Origin of the sequence: Nocardia sp. NPDC049707, assembly GCF_040674855.1 — a bacterium.
In the GTDB taxonomy this organism is placed as follows: domain Bacteria; phylum Actinomycetota; class Actinomycetes; order Mycobacteriales; family Mycobacteriaceae; genus Nocardia.
In genome coordinates, this window is record NZ_JBFANN010000001.1 from 240,193 (window position 1) to 258,619 (window position 18,427).

17 protein-coding genes and 2 pseudogenes are annotated in these 18,427 nt (G+C 65.9%); 9 read left to right on the forward strand and 10 right to left on the reverse strand.

The window, feature by feature from the left end; all coding sequences use genetic code 11:
* Positions 1–14: 14 nt before the first annotated feature.
* Complete coding sequence (locus AB0J29_RS01130; protein ID WP_364777209.1) at positions 15–1,541, reverse strand: FAD-dependent oxidoreductase; 1,527 nt, start codon at positions 1,539–1,541, stop codon at positions 15–17.
* Positions 1,542–1,587: 46 nt separating this feature from the next.
* Here AB0J29_RS01130 and AB0J29_RS01135 point away from each other — a divergent pair, with 46 nt between their 5' ends.
* Positions 1,588–2,319, forward strand: coding sequence for a TetR/AcrR family transcriptional regulator (locus AB0J29_RS01135; RefSeq protein ID WP_364777211.1), 732 nt, complete (start codon positions 1,588–1,590; stop codon positions 2,317–2,319).
* Between the two features lie 7 nt (positions 2,320–2,326).
* Here AB0J29_RS01135 and AB0J29_RS01140 read toward each other — a convergent pair whose 3' ends face one another.
* The gene (locus AB0J29_RS01140) at positions 2,327–2,470 is read right to left on the reverse strand and encodes a hypothetical protein (protein ID WP_364777213.1); all 144 of its coding nucleotides are present in this window, start codon (positions 2,468–2,470) and stop codon (positions 2,327–2,329) included.
* Between the two features lie 299 nt (positions 2,471–2,769).
* Here AB0J29_RS01140 and AB0J29_RS01145 point away from each other — a divergent pair, with 299 nt between their 5' ends.
* Positions 2,770–4,809 (forward strand): CocE/NonD family hydrolase, encoded by a 2,040-nt coding sequence (locus AB0J29_RS01145; protein ID WP_364777215.1) that lies wholly within the window; start codon positions 2,770–2,772, stop codon positions 4,807–4,809.
* Positions 4,810–4,825: 16 nt separating this feature from the next.
* Positions 4,826–5,176 (forward strand): annotated as a pseudogene (locus AB0J29_RS01150) (hypothetical protein); the annotation flags it as partial.
* Here the strand turns inward: AB0J29_RS01150 and AB0J29_RS01155 are convergent.
* Positions 5,165–6,085 carry an LLM class F420-dependent oxidoreductase gene (locus tag AB0J29_RS01155; RefSeq protein ID WP_364777886.1) on the reverse strand — a complete coding sequence of 307 codons (921 nt, stop codon included), beginning with the start codon at positions 6,083–6,085 and terminating at the stop codon, positions 5,165–5,167. The pseudogene AB0J29_RS01150 and the gene AB0J29_RS01155 overlap by 12 nt on opposite strands.
* Before the next feature lie 455 nt (positions 6,086–6,540).
* Between AB0J29_RS01155 and AB0J29_RS01160 the strand changes: the two genes are divergently transcribed.
* On the forward strand, positions 6,541–7,053 hold the full coding sequence (locus AB0J29_RS01160; protein ID WP_364777889.1) for a gluconokinase: 513 nt from the start codon (positions 6,541–6,543) through the stop codon (positions 7,051–7,053).
* A gap of 1 nt (position 7,054) precedes the next feature.
* On the opposite strand, the gene AB0J29_RS01165 is transcribed toward AB0J29_RS01160, so the two are convergent.
* A complete protein-coding gene (locus tag AB0J29_RS01165; protein WP_364777217.1) occupies positions 7,055–7,276 on the reverse strand; it encodes a hypothetical protein in 222 nt (73 codons plus the stop codon).
* Between the two features lie 287 nt (positions 7,277–7,563).
* Here AB0J29_RS01165 and AB0J29_RS01170 point away from each other — a divergent pair.
* Positions 7,564–7,962 (forward strand): annotated as a pseudogene (locus tag AB0J29_RS01170) (phosphatase PAP2 family protein); the annotation flags it as partial.
* Positions 7,963–7,979: 17 nt separating this feature from the next.
* Here the strand turns inward: AB0J29_RS01170 and AB0J29_RS01175 are convergent.
* From AB0J29_RS01175 to AB0J29_RS01195, 5 genes are all read right to left on the reverse strand, one after another.
* Positions 7,980–8,780: a M50 family metallopeptidase gene (locus AB0J29_RS01175; protein WP_364777219.1), complete on the reverse strand. Its 801-nt coding sequence runs from the start codon at positions 8,778–8,780 to the stop codon at positions 7,980–7,982.
* A gap of 51 nt (positions 8,781–8,831) precedes the next feature.
* The gene (locus AB0J29_RS01180) at positions 8,832–9,881 is read right to left on the reverse strand and encodes a Gfo/Idh/MocA family oxidoreductase (RefSeq protein WP_364777221.1); all 1,050 of its coding nucleotides are present in this window, start codon (positions 9,879–9,881) and stop codon (positions 8,832–8,834) included.
* A gap of 70 nt (positions 9,882–9,951) precedes the next feature.
* Positions 9,952–10,491 carry a hypothetical protein gene (locus AB0J29_RS01185; protein WP_364777223.1) on the reverse strand — a complete coding sequence of 180 codons (540 nt, stop codon included), beginning with the start codon at positions 10,489–10,491 and terminating at the stop codon, positions 9,952–9,954.
* Between the two features lie 125 nt (positions 10,492–10,616).
* Positions 10,617–11,288: a response regulator gene (locus tag AB0J29_RS01190; protein ID WP_364777225.1), complete on the reverse strand. Its 672-nt coding sequence runs from the start codon at positions 11,286–11,288 to the stop codon at positions 10,617–10,619.
* Positions 11,270–12,970, reverse strand: coding sequence for a sensor histidine kinase (locus AB0J29_RS01195; RefSeq protein ID WP_364777227.1), 1,701 nt, complete (start codon positions 12,968–12,970; stop codon positions 11,270–11,272). Before AB0J29_RS01195 ends, AB0J29_RS01190 begins: the two co-directional genes overlap by 19 nt.
* A gap of 146 nt (positions 12,971–13,116) precedes the next feature.
* On the opposite strand from AB0J29_RS01195, the gene AB0J29_RS01200 reads away from it, so the two are divergent.
* Genes AB0J29_RS01200 through AB0J29_RS01210 form a run of 3 tightly spaced genes read left to right on the forward strand, consistent with a single transcriptional unit; the run spans position 13,117 to position 15,855 of the window.
* Positions 13,117–13,923, forward strand: a complete 807-nt coding sequence (locus AB0J29_RS01200) for an ABC transporter ATP-binding protein (RefSeq protein WP_364777229.1) — start codon at positions 13,117–13,119, stop codon at positions 13,921–13,923.
* A complete protein-coding gene (locus AB0J29_RS01205; protein ID WP_364777231.1) occupies positions 13,913–14,800 on the forward strand; it encodes an ABC transporter permease in 888 nt (295 codons plus the stop codon). Before AB0J29_RS01200 ends, AB0J29_RS01205 begins: the two co-directional genes overlap by 11 nt.
* Positions 14,761–15,855, forward strand: coding sequence for an ABC transporter substrate-binding protein (locus tag AB0J29_RS01210; protein WP_364777233.1), 1,095 nt, complete (start codon positions 14,761–14,763; stop codon positions 15,853–15,855). The genes AB0J29_RS01205 and AB0J29_RS01210 overlap by 40 nt, the downstream gene beginning before the upstream one ends.
* A 60-nt stretch (positions 15,856–15,915) precedes the next feature.
* Here the strand turns inward: AB0J29_RS01210 and AB0J29_RS01215 are convergent, their stop codons facing one another.
* Positions 15,916–16,680 (reverse strand): siderophore-interacting protein, encoded by a 765-nt coding sequence (locus AB0J29_RS01215; protein WP_364777235.1) that lies wholly within the window; start codon positions 16,678–16,680, stop codon positions 15,916–15,918.
* A gap of 303 nt (positions 16,681–16,983) precedes the next feature.
* On the opposite strand from AB0J29_RS01215, the gene AB0J29_RS01220 reads away from it, so the two are divergent.
* Positions 16,984–18,411, forward strand: coding sequence for an amino acid permease (locus AB0J29_RS01220; protein WP_364777237.1), 1,428 nt, complete (start codon positions 16,984–16,986; stop codon positions 18,409–18,411).
* Positions 18,412–18,427 lie beyond the last annotated feature (16 nt).

Sequence of the window (18,427 nt, forward strand, 5' to 3'; positions counted from 1 at the left end):
CCACCGAAATAACCTCAGGCACCCGATCGCATGATGCGATCCAGGGCTGCGCGCAGCTCTGCGGCCGGATCGCTCGGCAGGCTCGGCATGCGCCAGGCAATGATCTGATCGGGTCGCACGAGGAGTGCGCCGGTAGGGGAGAGGCCGACGGTTTCGGGCCAATCCTGCTCCAGTTCATGGATTTCCAGCGGCAACTGCTCGCGCGCCGCCTTCCATGCCGCGCCAGGCGGGCCGACCAAGAGGACGCAGGACGTTCCGATGAGGTCGAGTGTCGAGCGACCGTCGGGCAGGTGGTGATGGGGGAGTCGGGTGCCGGGTTGGCCGGTGAGGTCGAGATGCGCCATGGTGTGCGGGCTGCCGTCGTCGATGAGCGCGCCCGCGCGATAGCGATTGCCGAGGATCAGTGCGATCGGATCGGCGAGTGGTGTGGCGTCGGTGGATTCGCGATTCATGGTGCGCAGGTCGGCGGTACGGATGCTCGACTGGTCGGCGATGTACCAGCCGACCGGGCGGCGTTCGGTGTGGTAGGTGTCCAGCAGTGCCGGGTCGGCCCCGTCGCGCAGTACGGCTGCCAACTTCCAGGCGAGGTTGTGCACGTCCTCGATACCGCTATTAGCGCCAGCGGCGGCGAAGGGCGGCATGACATGAGCGGCGTCACCGGCTAGGAAGATGCGGCCCGTACGGTATCGCTCGGCGACGAACATTCCCGGCTCCCAAGGTAATACGCTGAGTAGCTCGATCGGGATATCCGGGACGCCGATGGCCGTTCGCAATACGTTCGGCCATTCGTCCAGGGGACGGTCGATTCCCGCGGTGGTGGTGAATATCCAGCGCTGTGATCCGTCGATCGAGGTGAAAGCTCCTGGCGTATCGGCATTCTCGATTTGGCAGAGGTTGAATTCGCGGCCGCGCACCAATTCCACGAGATCGGCGCGGAAGTACACATTGACGGCTCGGCCGAGCGTGCCACGACCATCGCGCGGAATTCCGAGCCGCTCGCGGATCGGACTCGAGGCACCGTCGGCGGCGATCAGGTAATCCGCGCGCAACCGCTCGACGGTACCGTCGGCGGCGCGCATCGTGGCAATGATGCCCTCGGGCTCGTCGGCGCAGCCGGTGAGTTCGACACCGAATCGGACATCGCAGCCGCGAGCCACAGCGATATGCCGCAGCACCGGTTCCAGCAGATCCTGGGCGCAGAGACAGGCGGTGGCCGGGGTGATGGTCGACCAGTCCGGCACACCGCCGGGCAGCGTGAAGGGGATCCGTTCGGCCTGGGCGAGTGTCGGACCAGCCGCGAAGTGCTGGTATTCCGCGAGGTCGCGGGCCGCGTCCAACACCTGGTCGGCGATGCCGAGCTGGCCGAACAGTTCCATCGTCCGGATATTGATGCGCCGGGCCTTGGGCTGCGGTGAGGTGGTCGGCCTGCGTTCGACCAGCACCGTGGCCACGCCCTGCCGACGCAGGAACAGCGCGGCCGATAGTCCGACCAATCCGCCGCCCACAATGAGAACACGTCGTTCGTGTACGTTGTACATCATGTGTACTACGTACACGAATGGTTGAATGCCTGGCAAGGAGGTGGCAATGCGCGAGGATTCGTCGCCGCCCGGACCGTTGATCTGGTCGCTACCGGAACCACCGGGCCGACCGACCACGACGCTGAGCCGGGCGAACATCCTGCGTGCGGCTTTGACCGTGGCCGATGCCGAGGGTGTGCGGGCACTGACCATGCGGCGGATCGCGACGGCGGTCGGTGCGTCCACGCCGATGTCGCTGTACCGCTATGTCGGGAGCAAGGACGGTCTGGTCGACTTGATGATTGACGCCGTCTACGGCGAGATTCCACTGTCCGCGAGCGCTTCCGGCCATTGGCGCACCGCACTCGAAGAGCTTTCGCTGGCCACCTGGTCGGTGATCCAGCGCCACCTCTGGTTCGGTGAACTCGTGCATACGAGGCCGCCGCTCGGTCCGAATGCGTTGCGCTACTTCGACTTCCGCTTCGCGCTCTTGGAACCGCTCGGGATCGCCGCCGACGATATGACGCTGATCACCGCCGCCGTCGACGGCCATCTCATCGGCGCCGCACTGCAACTGGCCGAAGAGAACCGCACGCGGGCCCGCTCCGGGCTGCACACCGACGATGAGTTGGCCGCCGCCGCGCAACCGATGCTGGACCCGATCCTCGCCGACGGTCGCTATCCGGCCTTCGCCCGCTGGATCGCCGCGCGCACCACCACGACCAACGTCGACCCCGTCGAGTGGACACTGACCAGTCTGCTGGACGGCATCACGGATCGTCTCGGGCTGTCGAAGTAGCCGCGGCTCAGTTCGCGGTGTCGAGCGGAACGTAGCGCACGAGGATGTTGTCGGAGACCTCGACCTTATCGATGGCGTTGTAGCGCTTGGAGAATTCGCGATTGGTGGACGAGAACGTCGGATCGAGCTCGACAAAGAAATAGCCGTCCATCGACCACGATGAGCTTGCGTGTTTCCGATCTTTTCGGTTCAGCAAGCCCCGCTGGCGTGTACCCGTTGATCCGAGCGCGGATCGGTGTTTCGACATAGTTCGACATGCGGCTCGGTCACGGTTCGATATCGCCGCATTGTTGGTTCGGCGAGTCCGCGAGCGCATCCGACGAACCGAACGGACCGCGGCTAGCGGGATATTCGCCAACGGGTTGCTATGGTCGTCGCGCGTCGATCAGGCGATCGTGTCTACATGCTGCGTACCAGTCGAGAAGGGATCATGTGTTGTCGGGGCATGGAGTGGCAACTGGGCTTTTGCGTGCGGTTCGACTGGCGACCGTTGTCGCCGCCGTGGTGACACTGGCTTCGAGTGGCGGTGGCTCCGCGACCGCCGAGCAAAGCGCCGGTAGCACCCTCGGTGAGCAGTGGACCGCCATGCACGACGGCCCGCAGGAATACGCCGATATCCATATCGACTGGGATGTTCCTATTCGTATGAGCGACGGCGTCATACTCAAGGCCAATGTGTATCGGCCCGTCGATGCTGCACAGCGGGTGGTCGACAAGCCGTTGCCGACGATCGTGAACCTCACGCCGTACACCAAGCTCATGAGCAATCTCGTCGATTCGGCATTCGCGACGCCCGGACTGCGGCCGTTCACCATGGATATGGTCCGGCGCATCAATCTGTCCGGTACGCCGATCAGTGGATTCGGTGAACTGATGCACGCACTCGACGGCGGCATGATCCAGACCGTGCTCGGCATCGACCGCAATCTCATCCGTAGCGGGTACGCGCTGGTGGTCGCGGACGTCCGGGGCACAGGCTTCTCCCAGGGCAAGTGGAACACCCTCGGTGCGCGTGAACAGTTGGACACCCGCGAGGTGATCGACTGGGCGGCCAACCAGCCGTTTTCCAACGGCAGTGTCGCGATGAGCGGCGGCTCCTATGCGGGCATCAATCAACTGCGCGCGGCCGAAAACGCCCCTGCCGCACTGAAAGCCATCTTCCCAGTGGAGGCGGGTAGCGATCTGATGCGTGATGTCGTCGCGCCGGGTGGCGGTGTCGGCACGACGTTCCTGCCGCTGTGGCTGAGCAATGTGAACCAGTCGAAGCTGATTCCCGACGTGCAGTCGATGCTCAACGGCACTTTCGACTGGAAATGGCTGCAGTCCAGGGCGGCCGATCCGGCGACCAATTCCGACCTGCTGGCCCAAGCGCTGCTCACCCCGTCGCTGGAACGGGTGCCGACGACGCTGGCCGCCGCACTCGATGACGACAGTGACTTCCGGCAGGGGATTCTGGGGCATCCGGACCGAATTACGGTGCCCACCTTCATGTATGGCGGCTGGCACGACATCTTCGCCAATAGCGCGTCCAAACTCTACAACGTGATTCCGCTGCCGCAGGCCGAGAAGCAGTTGCTGATCGGCGATACCTATCATGCGAATCCGGGCGCCGGTACCGGTGCGGCCGGCGCGCCACCCCGGCTGGATGTGCTGCAGCGGGTGTGGTTCGACAAGTGGCTCAAGGGCATCGATAACGGCATCGACAACTTCGGGCCGATCACGCTGTGGGAGCAGGGCTCGGGCTGGAAGACCATGGGGCAGTTCCCGGAAAACGGTGTCACACATCGGCGTGTCTATCTGTCCGCGTCTTCGAGCGATACCGCCGAGCATGCGGTGCACGACGGATCACTGTCGGCGACGAAGCCGGAGGACCACATCGCGCTGCAGGTGGCGCCCGGGGTGACCATGGCGTGCTCACGCGATGCCGCGCAGGGCTCCGCCGGTATCGCCGCGCCATTCGATATCTGCGCCAAGGACTCTCGCGTCGCCGAGGGCAATGGGCTGACCTTCACCAGTGCGCAGGTGCGTGAGCCGACGGTGATCTCCGGGCCGATCAATGTGCACCTGAACGCGGTTCACGATGCGACGGACGGCTATTGGGACGTCACCGTCAACGATGTCTCGCCCGACGGCACGTCGACCGTGCTGACCACCGGCCAGCTCACCGCGTCGCTGCGCGCGGTGGACGAGGCGAAAAGTATGCGCTCGGCGAGCGGCGATTATACTGCGCCGTACAACCCGATTACCCTGGACAGCATGCTGCCCGTCGCGCCGGGAAAGCCCGTGACACTGGATATCGCGGTCATCCCGACCCAGGCCGTTCTGCTGCCCGGCCACCGGCTGCGGGTGGATGTCTTCGCCGGAAACGCGCCGAAGGCATTGGCTTTCGGGCCGATGCTCAACAACACCGAGCTCAAGCCGCAATACCTGCGACTCGATCCGGATGCGCCGAGCTTCGTCAATCTGCCGACGAACCTGCCCATCGCCTGACGGTCGACATGCCGAAATGTACATCCTGAAGCCGCACCACCTGGTCGACGACAAGATCCACGCCCGTTCGACCGGTCCGTACTCGATGATTACCCGGCAGCCGTCCGACGGCGTGGTCGGTCGCGTGCAGGTGTATGAGGCGATCGTCATGGGCGAGAACATTCCGGAGCCGGGCACTCCGGAGTCGCTCGAGGTGCTCCTGAAGGAACTCCAGTCGCTGTGCCTCAACGTCGAGGCGCTGTCCTCCGACAGCGCCGCCATCGAAATGGGCGGCGCCGACGAGGATGATGTCGATCGCGCGGCTGCGAACCTTGGCACCGATCTATCCCGCAACGAGGCCGCCGCCGTGGACGGTCTAGAGCTGTGACATCACCTGGGCCGCAATGAGTTCCAGGTGCGCCAGATCGTCGAGGTCGAGGATCTGGAGATAGATACGGGACGCGCCGATCTCGGCGTAGCGGGCGATCTTGTCGACGACCTCGGCGGGGGAGCCCGCGAGCCCGTTGGTCTTCAGCTCCTCGACCTCGCGGCCGATGGCGGCGGCCCGGCGCGCCACCTCGGCATCGGAGGCACCGACACAGGCCACCAGGGCATTGGAGTAGATCAGATCGTCGGGGCGGCGGCCGCAAGCCTCGGCGGCGGCGCGCACGCGATCGAACTGGCGGGCGCTATCTTCGAGCGAGCCGAAGGGCATATTGAATTCGGTCGCGTAGGTGGCGGCCAGGCGCGGGGTGCGCGTCGCACCATGCCCGCCGATCAGCACTGGAACCGGATCCTGCACCGGCTTCGGCAGCGCGGGAGAGTCCTTGATCTGGTAGTGCGCGCCGTCGAAGGTGAACTTATCGCCGACCTTCGTCGCCCACAGGCCGGTGATGATCGCCAGCTGCTCCTCGAACCTGGTGAACTTGTCCTGCGGGAACGGGATGCCGTAGGCGGCATGTTCCTCGGCGAACCAGCCGCTGCCCAGTCCGAATTCGACTCGGCCACCGGACATCTGATCGACCTGGGCGACCTGGATGGCCAGTGGTCCCGGCAGCCGGAAGGTGGCGGCTGTCACCAGAGTGCCGAGCCGGATGCGCTCGGTTTCCCTGGCCAGCCCGGCCAGGGTGAGCCAGGCATCGGTCGGACCGGGCAGGCCATCGATGCCGCCCATGGCCAGATAGTGGTCGGAGCGAAAGAACGCGTCGAAACCCAGATCCTCGGTGGCTTTGGCGACGGTGAGCAGCGTGTCGTAGCTCGCACCCTGCTGCGGTTCGGTGAAGATGCGTAGTTCCATGCTGACCATGGTGCCCGCTCGAGATTGATCTTGTTGGTCGGGTCTGATGCGCGCCACGTCGCTCGCCCCGGCGGGCGAGGACCACACCATCCGACTGGGGGACCGCACCGATCGTGCGCGTCCGCAGCCCACCCGCACGCCTGTGAACTGTGGTGCCGCGGCGACCTCGGTGACATTCAGTTCTGACGGGAACACCGCCGCGCCGGGCGAAGGTATCGGCGGTGCGGCGGCCTTGCTTCGCTGGGCGACGCTCGTATTCCGAGCGTGCTGTGCGGTATTCGGGGTGTGGCCGGTGCGGTGTCGCCGTATTTCGATCATGTCACCCGACAGGGCCGGCACGACAAGGTAGCCGAGACTCGCGTCCACGCGGCGTCATAGTGCGGGCTACCGATAGGGTCGCGGGTGCCCGGCAAGTCACTGGAGGCCACATGGCGGCAGCACCGCGCAGCGATTCGATGACGGGTGGACCCGATCGGCCGGTTGTCGTCGTCATGGGCGTCTCCGGATGTGGCAAGTCCACGGTCGGTGCTCTGCTTGCCGAGACACTGCGGGTCGAATATGCCGAGGGTGACGATTTCCATCCGGCCGCGAATATCGAGAAGATGGCGGCCGGTGTGCCACTGACGGATGCGGATCGCGCGCCGTGGCTCGATATCGTGGCCGCATGGCTGGGGGAGCGGCGCGAGCGCGGTGGGGTGGTCAGCTGCTCGGCGCTGAAGCGCGGCTACCGTGACCGGCTGCGGGCGGCCGCACCGGAGACATTTTTCGTTCACCTGTCCGCATCGCGCGCGGAACTGGCCCACCGAATGCAGACCCGTCGCGGCCATTTCATGCCCGCGACATTGCTGGACTCGCAGCTCGCCGCATTGCAGCCATTGGCCCTGGATGAATTCGGCATCACCGTGGACGCGATCGCGAATCCCGCCGAACTGGTCCGCGCGGCGATAGCCGCCTGGGAGTCGAGCTGACTCAGCTGTTCGTGCGTCGCCGCACCACTCGGGTCGCCAGCCAGGCCACACCGAGCACGACCAGCGGGGTGAGCAGCAGCAGTGGTACCGTCGCCGCGCCCGCGAGCGGATGCAACCAGCCTGCGATGGTGTCGCATATCGCGTCGATCAGGGTGCGAGCCAACGCCGCCACTGGCGAGTGCTCGTCCGGTCCAGTGCTGGCGTGGTCCGGCCATCGATTCACGGCCAATACCCTACGACATCGGATCGGTATGTCCGGCGGTCCCCCGCGGGACACTCAGCAATCTCACAGCTGCGGGCTGGCATCGTGAGGGTATGACGAATCGCCAGCTACCGATATGGGGCATCGTGGTGCTGACCGCGGCGGTTGTCGGCATCGTCGGCAGTGTGCTCGGGCACGGTGGCATCACCGCGATCGATCAGCCGGGTATCGATTGGGTGGTCCAGCGGCGTACCGGGCTGGTGACGCCGGTCGCGATCGGGATCAGCGACTTGGGTGGCACGCCGGCGATGACCGCGTTGGCGGTGGTCCTCTGTCTGGTGCTTGCCTGGCGTCGGCGGTGGCCGGAGGTGGTGCTGGCCGGTGTCGCCTCCATCGGTGCGGGCGTGCTCGTCGTGGTCGGTAAGCATGTCGTCGGGCGTACTCGCCCGCCTGCGGCGGACCACCTCGTCACCGCGACCAATCAGGCTTTTCCGTCCGGACACAGTCTCGGAACGATGGTGGTGGTCGGACTCCTTGCCGCACTGGTGCTTTCGCGATTGCACCGTCCGGCCGTCCGTCGCATCGCCGTGACCGCCGCGGCGGTATTCGTGGTGGCCGTTGGTCTTTCCCGCTGGTATCTGGGCGTGCACTGGCCGACCGATGTGCTCGGCGGCTGGTGTATCGGCGCGCTGTGGCTCGTGCTGTGTTTGGCGGCGTACCGGCGCTATCTGGTCGGCAGGGTCGGTGTGGCGCAGGTACCGCCGGAGACATTGGGAATACAGACACCCGCGGCCTCGGAAAGCAACAGTGCCCCGCCGACCAGCGCGGCCACCGCGATGGCGCCGAAGACGAATACCCAGATCAGCCCCGGGATGTGAGTGAGCCGGGCGAGCTGATCGGCATCGGAGTCCGCACCCTGCGGCATATTCCAGCGGCGCACCCGCCCGCGCTGTAATTCGATCACCGGCCGAGTGCCCGCGAGCAGTAGGAACCACGCGCCGAGGTAGGCGAAACCGGCCTGCACCGTATCGGTTCCGAACCAGGACACGGCGAAGACGATAGCGCCCACGCCGAATACGGTCAGCAGTCCGTAGATATTGCGTACCTTGATCAGGACGGCGGCGAGCAAGGCGATCGCGGTCCAGAGCATGAGGGTGATCCGGTTGGCGCCGAGCAGGGCGGCGAAGCCGAGACCGAGCAGCGGTGGCGATGGATAGCCCGCCATCGCGGTCAGAATCATGCCGAGGCCGTAGGGTTTTCCGCTCGATACGGTCAAGCCCGAGGTGTCGGAGTGCAGTGTGATGCTGTTGAGCCTGCGGCCGGTGAGCAGCGCGGTCAGTGCATGACCGCCTTCGTGCGCGATGGTGACCACATTGCGGGTGATCCGCCACAGCGGGCTGTATCCGACCATTATCAGGGCCGCGGCAGCGGTCGCGAGGACCAACCACCACGGTGGTGCGGCCTGGGTTGTGGTGAGCCGGTCCGCGATGGAGGCTCCGCGCTCGACGAATTCCGCTGTTTGCACCGCCGCACCTTAACCGGCCGCGGCGAGCTTCGCTGAGTCGTCGCGAGACGGTCAGATGCTGACGAGCTCGCCTAGACCCGCCGATCTGCGTGCGGCGTCGAGCAATCGCAGGGTCGTGACGGCGTCGCGTGGGTCGACCGGAACGGGTGCGCCGTCCAGGAGTGCGGCGGCCATGCCGTGGTAGAACGCGGGGTAGTCGCCCGCGATCGTGGGGACCGGTTCGGCAACGGGTTCCGCGCCCAGCAAACCCCACCGCTCGGGTTCGATTGTGCCCCAGGGACCGTCACCTGGCCGATGGCCGGACCGCAGCGCTTCCTCCTGCGGATCCAATCCGTCAGTGAGGTAACCGGCTTCGGAACCGAGCACCCGAAAGCGCGGCCCCAGCCGCGGTGTTACCGCGCTCATCCACAGATGGGATCGCACACCCGAGGCGTGGGTGAGGGCGACGAAGGCATCGTCATCGGTCTGGATACTCGGCCGCCGCCGGTCCAGCTCGCCGTACACCGTGCGCACCGGGCCGAATAGCGTCACCGCCTGGTCGATCAGGTGACTGCCGAGATCGAACAGCAGTCCGGCGCCCTCATCGGCGGAACCGACCTCGCGCCAGCCGCCCTTCGGCACCGGACGCCACCGCTCGAACCGGGACTCGAAACGGCGCACTTCACCGAGCCGCCCGTCCGCGATCAGCTGTCGAACGGTCAGGAAATCGCCATCCCAGCGCCGGTTCTGGAATACCGACAGCACCAGCCCGGCGCGGTCGGCTCGCGCGATCAGCTCTTCGCCCTCGGCCACGCTCACCGCGAACGGCTTGTCGACGACCACCGGCAGCCCGGCATCCAAGGCCTGCCGCGCCAGCGGCGCGTGCGTCGCATTCGGCGTCGCGATAACCACGAGATCGATACCGGCCGGTTCGGCGAATAATTCCGCCGCATGCGTCAGTACCCGCACCCCGGGATGCTCGCGCCGCGCCTGCTCCGCCCGCTCGGACGACCCCGTGACCACCGCCGCCACCCGCATTCTCGGCTGCGCGGCGATCAGCGGCGCATGGAATACCGACCCGGCCAATCCGTACCCGACTATGGCGACCTGCAGGCTGCTCATCGCTCCGACGCTACCGGTGCCTCGGCCGCGGGAGGAGCGAGCGTCGCGCTGAGCGGTACCAGCGCCAGGATTACGCGCGGTTGGTGGTGTTCCAGAAGCCGATCCAGAGCGCGCCCCACCAGCATGCCTGGGAGATGAGAAGCGTCAGCGTGCCGCGGGCGGTCAATGCTCGGTCGAGGATGCCGCCGCGGGCCGCGACTCGGTCGGTGAAGGCGGATGCTTGTAGACCGTTCAGCGTCAGGACCACGACCAGCGCCATTTTGGTCTGGGTGGTGTGGTTGGCAATATTCGGTTCGAGGAGCACCCCGCTGGCGACCAGACCGATGACGCCGAGCCAGATGGGCAGTTGGAGGCGGTCGGCGACGGTCAGCATGTCGCGCAGGGGCATGCGGCGCAGGACCCAGGCCACGGCGAAATAGTCCACCACCAGCACCGCGCCGAAGCCTAGGACCAGCGATGCCAGGTGGATGAGCAAGGCCGCATGGTGCAGCGCCGGTGCGCAGTGCAATCGGGTCGACAACCAGATCGCCATCGCGAGCGCGGCGCAGGCGGCAACCGTCCGGATCGCGAAACCGCGTCGGGTACGCAGCCCGCCCACCAGTGCCGTCATCGGCCCCACCGCACATCACGGTCCCGCATTGTCGATCCTCACTCGCACACAACTCACCCAACCCAATTAAGGTTAGGCACGCCTAATGTTAGTGTCTCTGATTTCGGTCGAGATCGACAGGGCAGTCAGCGGCGCGGTATGGCGGTGTACTCCTGTTCGGGGCGGCCGGTGGTGCCGTAGCGCAGACGCATCCGAACGCTGCCCGCGGCGGCCAGGGCGGCGAGGTAGCGCTGGGCGGTGGCGCGCGAGATGCCGATGGCGGTGGCTACCTCGGCGGCGGACAGCGGTGCGGTGGCCTCGAGGACGGTGTGCAGGACAAGGTCTTTGGTGGGGGAGGCGATGACAGGAGTGGCGGTGGGCGTCGAGATCGGGCGCAGCGCTTGGAGTGCGGCTTCGATGCCCGCGTTATCGACCTGCGGTGCGGCGAGGGTGCGGCGGTAGCGGGCGTAACCGGCCAAGCGGGCCGCGAGCATGGTATGTGGGAAGGGTTTCACCAAATATGCGAGCGCGCCGGCAGTGAATGCGGCTCGGACGGTGGTGCTCTCGGTGGCCGCCGTCAAAACCATGGCTTCGCAATGTAATTCGCGCACCAGATCGATGCCCGAACCGTCGGGCAGAAACACATCGACCAGCGCCAGGTCGATCGCATGGGCGGCGTTGAGTTCGTGCGCGGCGGCCAGGGTGTTCGCGGTGCCCGCGACGGTGAAACCCGCGATGGATTCGACGATTCCGGCGTGCAGATTGGCCACGCGAAAGTCGTCGTCCACCACCAGCACGGTCAGATCTGTTGCGGCCATGGCATTTCGCTGTCTACTAGCACTCCGGGGATTCGGGCGATGAATTCGGCGCCGGTGAGCGGTGGTGCACCACCGCGCGCACTGGCCAGCCGGACATCGCCGCCGTACACGCGAGCGATCTGGCGGATCAGCGCGAGGCCGATACCGCGCCCGCCCGGCACGCCCCGATCCTCGCGGGTGGAGGTGCCCTCGGTGAACAGGGTGTCGATCAATTCGGGTGCGACACCGTCACCACTGTCCGCGACCGCGATGTGCAGTATCGAATCCTCCTGCACCAGTTCGACTTCCACCTGTTTGGTGGGATTGTCGGCGACGCGTGCCGCCTCGATCGCATTGTCGAGCAGATTGCCGAGCACCGTGGTGACATCGACGGGTTCGGCGAGATTGCCGTCCACCCAGGTATTCGGTCCGAGTACGAGTTCGACGCCGCTCTCGCGCGAATGCGCCGCCTTGGCCGCGAGGAAGGCCTGCAGATACGCGTCATGGATCGCATCGATGCCGGGCGTCGCCGCGCCGAGCGGGCCCGCGCCGATCAACTCGTCGATGACATGGGACGCCTCCTCGGTTCGCCCACTGTGCAGCAGGCCGCTGAGCAGGTGCATCTTGTTGGAGAACTCGTGGCGCTGGGCACGCAGCACGGTACTCATCGACTGCACCGCATCGAGTTGGCGGGTCAGTGCCTCCACATCGGTGCGATCACGCACGGTGAGAACGGCACCGAGATCGCGCCCTTCGCGGGCGACTGGGTGGGCCGCGACCACCACGATATGCGAGCCGATGGTGGCGGGTGTCGGTTGTTCGTCGAGCGCACGGAAAACCTCCAGCACCCGTGGCGTCAAACCGATCTCGTCGACCGGCTTGCCGATATCGGCGCTGATACCGAGCAGCCGCCGCGCCTCGTCATTGACAAACGTTGTGCGCCAAGCGGAATCGACGGCGAGCACACCGCGGCCGATGCCGTGCAGCACCGCCGCCTGACCTTGGACGAGTTCGGTCAGTTCGGCGGGTTCGAGTCCGAGCGTCAACCCGCGCCACCGCCGCGCCAGAAATGCCGATCCCGCGACGCCGATCAGCAGCGCCACCGCGATCAACAGCGCCGCGATGCGCAGATCGGAGAGCAATTGCCCGCGAATCGCGGTGGTCGAGATGCCGACGCTCACCGCACCGACAGTGTGATTCGAATCGAGTTCCACCACAGGAACTTTCGCGCGCACCGAAGGTCCGAGCGTACCGCGCTCCTTGACGATCACCTCCCGGCCCGCCAGCGCCTCCGAGGGATCGGTACTCACATGTTCGGTCAGGCGCGCCTGGTCCGGATGTGCCAACCGGATTCCGGCATCGTCGGTGATCACCACGAACAGTGCGCCGGTGCGCTGGGTCGTATCGATGGCGATCCGCTCCAGTGGTCCCGCGGTGAGCTGGGGCCGCAGTTCGGGGGTCACCGTGCCGGGTGCGTATCGGGCGACTTCCGCGCGCACCACCGGTTCGGCGGCGATGCTGCGCGCGATGGCGAGCGCGCGCTGTCCGTACTGATCGTTGAGCCGTTGACCGCTGACGTAGCCGAATACCGCGAAGGCGGCGGCGAGGGTCACCGCGACGATCACGATCTGCAGCAGCAGCACCTGGGTGCGCAACCGGAAGTGTCCGGTCGCGCGCCGTCGTGCTCTGCCGTCGTTGGCCATTTCCGCAGCATAAACCACACGGACGGGTGTGAGCAGAATGCGCACAACCTTCGAATCGGTCGTTTGCGCCGGTTGTGCGCATAAGCCTCGAAGTGTGACCCGGCCCACGTAGGTTCGCTCTACCTGATCCGCTAGGAGCAAGAAAAATGACCGAACCACTCATCGAGCTGCGGAGCGCGACGAAGCGCTTCCCCGGCACCGGCGGCGGAATCCACACCGCCGTCCGCAATCTCGACCTCGCGGTGCAACCCGGCGAATTCGTCGCCGTCGTCGGCCCGACGGGTTGCGGAAAGTCGACGACGCTGTCGTTGGTCTCCGGGCTGGAACCGGCCTCGGCCGGGCGGACGCTGGTGCGCGGCGAGGATGTCCACGGCATCCCGGACGGCATCGGCTATATGTTCCAGCAGGACGCGGTGCTGCCGTGGAAGAGCGTGATCGATAACGTCGCCCTCGGCCCGCGCCTGCGCGGCAAATCCAAGGCCGAAGCACGCGAACAGGCCCGCGGCTGGGTGCGCAAGGTCGGTCTCGCCGGATTCGAGAGCTACTACCCGCATCAGCTCTCCGGCGGTATGCGCAAGCGCGTCGCGCTGGCGCAAACCCTGGTCAACGATCCCGAGATCCTGCTCATGGATGAGCCGTTCAGTGCGCTGGATGTGCAGACCAGGCAGCTGATGCAGGACGAACTGCTGCGCGTATGGGCGGGTACCGGCGCGGCCGTCATCTTCGTCACCCACGATCTGGAAGAGGCGATCGTGCTCGCCGACCGCGTTGTCGTCATGACCGCGAGCCCGGCCACGGTCTGCGGCAACTTCCCGGTTTCGCTGGAACGTCCGCGCGATGTCGAGGAAGTCCGGCTCACCAACGAATTCCGGGACATCTACAAGGAAATCTGGGAAACGCTGCGCGATCAGGTCGAGGCAGCCCGAGGCAAGGGAGCCTCCCGTGTCGCATAACGTGCTCGACGATGTGGCGAAGTCCGGACCCGAGGTCGAAACCGAAACCGAGGAGCAGATTCTCGCGCGCGTGCGGACCAACCTCCGGCGCAACCGGCTGCGCACCTGGGGCTTGCGGATCGCCCTGATCGCGGTGTGGCTCGGCGCGTGGGAGCTCACCGCAACGGTGTGGATCGACCCGTTCTTCTACTCCAAGCCCTCGCTGATCTGGGACCGTCTGGTCGAATGGTTCACCGAGGGAACGCAATTCGGCTCGATCTGGCTGCAGATGTACACCACCGTGCAGGAAGCGGTACTCGGCTTCGTCATCGGCGCGGTGGCTGGTGTCGTACTCGGCACGCTGCTCGGCCGCAGCCGGTACTGGGCCGAGGTGCTCGCGCCGTTCATCAAGGCGCTCAACGCCGTTCCGCGTATCGTGCTGGCGTCGCTGTTCATCATCTGGTTCGGTCTCGGGCTCAGCTCGAAGGTCGCGACGGTCGTGGTGCTGGTGTTCTTCGCCGTATTCTTCAATGCCTTCACCGGTGCGCGTGAGGTCGACGGCAATGTCATCAATAATGCCCGCATTCTGGGTGCGAGCAAGCGTCAGGTGCTGAGTTCGATCGTGCTGCCGAGCGCGACCACCTGGATCCTGTCCAGCCTGCACACCGCCTTCGGTTTTGCGCTGATCGGCGCGGTCGTCGGTGAATATGCCGGTGCCAGCAAGGGTTTGGGTCTACTGATCAGCAATGCCCAGGGCACCTTCGATTCGGCCGGTATCTATGCGGGCATGATCATCATCACCGTCATCGCGCTGCTTGCCGAATGGGCGATCAGTGCGGCGGAGGGCCGGCTGCTGAAATGGCGTCCGTCGCAGGCGACTTCGAGCCACGGGATCTGATCATGCGGTACGTCAAACATCTGACGATCATTGTCGGAGTCATCGCGGCGCTGCTGCTGGCGACCGGTTGTCGGGACTCGCGCACCATTCCGATGGCCAACGGTCGGCCCCAGATCGCCATTATGGTCGGCGGTCTGGAGAAGGTGATCTACCTGCCCGCCATGCTCACCGAGCGGCTCGGCTTCTTCGAGCAGAACGATATCGACGTCAAACTGCTCGGCGAGCAGTCGGGCGCGAGTGCCGAAACCGCGCTGTTGACCGGCGATGTGCAGGCGGTGGTCGGCTTCTACGACCACACTATCGACCTACAGGCCAAGGAACAGTGCCTGACCTCGGTGGTCCAGTTCGCCGATGTGCCGGGCGAAGTCGAACTCGTCTCCAAGGCGGATGCGGCGAGTATCAATTCGCTGGCGGATCTGCGCGGCAAGAATCTCGGCGTGACCTCGCTCGGCTCCTCGACCGACTTCCTCACCCAGGCGCTCACCGGGCAGGTCGGCATGACCACCGCCGACTACACTCGCGTGAAAGTCGGTGCGGGACAGACCTTTATCGCTGGCATGAACCACAATGGCATCGATGCGGGTATGACCACCGACCCGACGGTCGCCACCATGGTGAACTCCGGTGAGGCGAAGATTCTGGTGGATATGCGCACCGAGGAGGGCACCCGCGCCGCATTGGGCGGGCTGTATCCGGCATCGTCGCTGTACATGCGCTGTGACACCGTCGACGCGCATCCGGATATCGTGCAGAAGATCGCGACCGCCTTCGTGCAGACGCTGCAGTGGATCAAGACGCACACCCCCGAGGAGATCGCCGCAAAAATGCCCTCGCAGTACGCGAGCGCGGGCCGGGATCTCTACGTCCAATCCATCCGCGACTCGATCGGCATGTTCAACGGCACCGGTCTGATGAAATCCGAAGGCGCCGAGAATGTGCTGAAAGTGCTCGGCAAGTACTCGAAGAATGTGGCACCCGTCCGGGACCGCATCGATCTGTCGAAGACCTACACGACCAAGTTCGTGCAGGAGGCGCTGCGCGCGAATCAGCAGTAGCGACACCATGAAATCCCATGGCGACCGGGGAACATCCGGTCGCCATGGGATTTCGGCCGTTCACCTGTTCGGCACAGCCGCGGTGTCCTTGGCCTTGAATTCGGCCTTCCATTCGCGGAAGCCCTCCTCGGTGCGGCCGCGCCGCCAATAGCCGGAGATCGAGGCCGCCCACTCGGCGCGGACGCCACGGTCGCGGCGCACGTAGCGGCGTAGATCCTGCATGACGGCGCGGGCCTCGCCGTGGATGAAGACCTGAACCTGCCCGTCGCGCCAGGTCGCCGCGCGCACGCCTTCGGCTAGTACCTTGCCCGGCTCGCGGGTGCCGCGATGCAGCCAAGTCAGCTCGATGCCGGTCGGCTTGTCCAGCTGCAGTTCGTCAGCGGGTTGGGCGACCTCGACGAAGGCCAGCCCGGCCGCATCGGCGGGCATCCCCTCGAGCGCCGCCGCGATCGCGGGCAGTGCCGCCTCGTCCCCGGCCAGCAGATGCCAGTCGGCGTCGGCGCGTGGCGCATAGGCTCCGCCCGGACCGAAGCAGTCGATGGTTTCGCCCGGCCGCACCGAAGCCGCCCACGGCCCGGCGATGCCCTCATCGCCGTGGTAGACGAAGTCTACGGCCAGCTCACCGGCATCGGGATCGATCGAGCGCACGGTGTAGGTGCGCAGCACATCGTGCCCGTCGCGCGGGAAAATGAACTTCACATACGAGTCGGTGAACTCGCTCGGCCGAAATGTGGCGAATCCAGGTCCGCCGAGATGCACCCGGATCAGACGCGGGGTCAACTGCTCGGTGCGCTGCACCGTCAGGGTGGTGCGGGGTCGTGTCAAGGTAACCTCCACAATTACTAATTAGGCTTGCCTTACCAACCGTACCCGGTTCTGTTCATCGTGCGGGTTACTGCGGACCCGCGAGCCGTCGCGTCACCGGATGGCCCCAACCGGACCGAGCGCTTCTTCGCCCGCGTGGCCGCCAGCCGCAACGGCCGCCACCGCCACCAGGGTCCCTGGCCGATCACGGCTTCTGCGCCTGCCTGAGCGCGGCATTGTCCGGGGCGGGCGGCGGGCCGGTGGTGCGGCCGGTAGCGTGACGGGCTGATGGATCTCGAGCTCCATGGGAAGGACTACACATCCATGACAGCCTCTGACCGTCAGCGACAAGCGGCGGCACCCACCAACCCGACGGTATCCGGCGAAGAGGGGTACGCCCGGGGGCTGAGCCCGCGGACCATTCAGATGATCGCGATCGGTGGTGCGATCGGCACGGGCCTGTTCTATGGTGCGGGCGGCGCGATCGAGCAGGCGGGGCCGGGGCTGATCCTGGCCTATCTCGCGGCTGGTCTGGCGATCTTCGTGATCATGCGCGCGCTGGGGGAGTTGCTGACCTATCGACCGGTCTCGGGCAGCTTCGCCGAGTACGCGCACGAATTTCTCGGGCGCTTCGCGGGATTCGTCACCGGCTGGTCGTACTGGGCGGTGTGGGTGGCGACCTGCATGGCCGAGATCACCGTCGCCGGGAAGTATGTGGAGTACTGGTTCGATATCGCGCCGTGGCTGACCGCCCTGGTGGTGTTGGCGGTGATGTTCTGCGCCAACCTGATCTCGGTTCGGCTGTTCGGTGAGGGCGAATTCTGGTTCTCCACCATCAAGGTCACCGCGATCATCGCGATGATCCTCATCGGCATCGGGGTGCTGACGATCGGCTTCGGTCATGCCGCCAATCCGACGGTCACCAATCTGTGGGCCGACGGCGGTGTATTCCCGAACGGGTTCGGCCAGTCGCTATTGGTGCTGCAGATCGTGCTGTTCGCCTACGTCGGCGTCGAACTGGTCGGCGTGACCGCGGGCGAGGCGCGGGACCCACGCAAGACGCTGCGCAAGGCGATCAACACCCTGCCGTTCCGCATCGGCCTGTTCTATGTCGGCGCGCTGGTGGTGATCATGTCGGTGGCCAGTTGGCGCACCTTCCACGCGGGTAAGAGCCCGTTCGTCGAGGTGTTCGAGCAGATCGGCATTCCGGGTGCTGCCGGGATCATCAATTTCGTGCTGCTCACCGCGGCGCTGTCGTCGTGTAATTCGGGCATCTACTCCACCGGCCGCATGCTGCGCACTCTGTCGCTGCACGGGGAGGCGCCCGCGGGGCTGAGCAAGCTCAGTTCGCGTGCGGTGCCGTACGTCGGTATCACCGCTTCGGCGGCCGCGATGGTCATCGGGGTGATCGTGAATGTGATCTCGCCGGATAAGGCGTTCAACTACATCACCTCGGTCAGCACCATCGGCATCATTTTCGTCTGGGGCGTAATCCTGGTGTGCCACCTGATCTATCGCGCCAAGGTCGGCCGTGGCGAACTGCCCGCTAGCGATTACCGCCTGCCCGGTGCGCCGATCACCACTTGGCTGGCGCTGGCCTTCCTGGGTTTGGTTGTCGTGCTGCTGTTCTGGACCGAGAGCGGGCGCACCGCGATTATTGTGGGAGCGGTCTGGGGTGTGCTGGTCTGCGGCGGCTATGTGGCGCTGACCAAACTCGGCAAGGGCGGCACGGTCACCGAACCGGTGGCCTAACGGTCCACATTGGACT